Source organism: Candidatus Frankia alpina, from assembly GCF_902806485.1.
Classification (GTDB): domain Bacteria; phylum Actinomycetota; class Actinomycetes; order Frankiales; family Frankiaceae; genus Frankia; species Frankia alpina.
In genome coordinates, this window is the sequence record NZ_CADCWT010000654.1 from 1 (window position 1) to 241 (window position 241).

The 241-nt window shown below is 74.3% G+C and carries 1 protein-coding gene; it reads left to right on the forward strand.

Features of this window, described 5'->3' with window-relative positions:
* Positions 1-56: 56 nt before the first annotated feature.
* Positions 57-241: hypothetical protein (locus G6R25_RS24835; protein ID WP_163554730.1), on the forward strand; the 185-nt coding region annotated here is incomplete at its 3' end.

Here is a 241-nt window from a genome sequence, read left to right on the forward strand (position 1 = left end):
CGGTCGGGCCACGGGCGGTCCTCTACCGGCGGGGTCCGACCGGGAGGATCATCGCCGTGACCGACATGAGGGGGAGGACCGACGTGGACGAGGACCAGGACCGACCGGCGGGCGTCAGCGCGCAGACGTGTACCGGGTGCGGGGTGCTGCTCGTGCCCGGGACGACGGCGACCGGCGTGGACGAGTGCGCGGACTGCCTGTACGGGCCGCCGATCCCGGCGTGGACGGACGACGACGACGA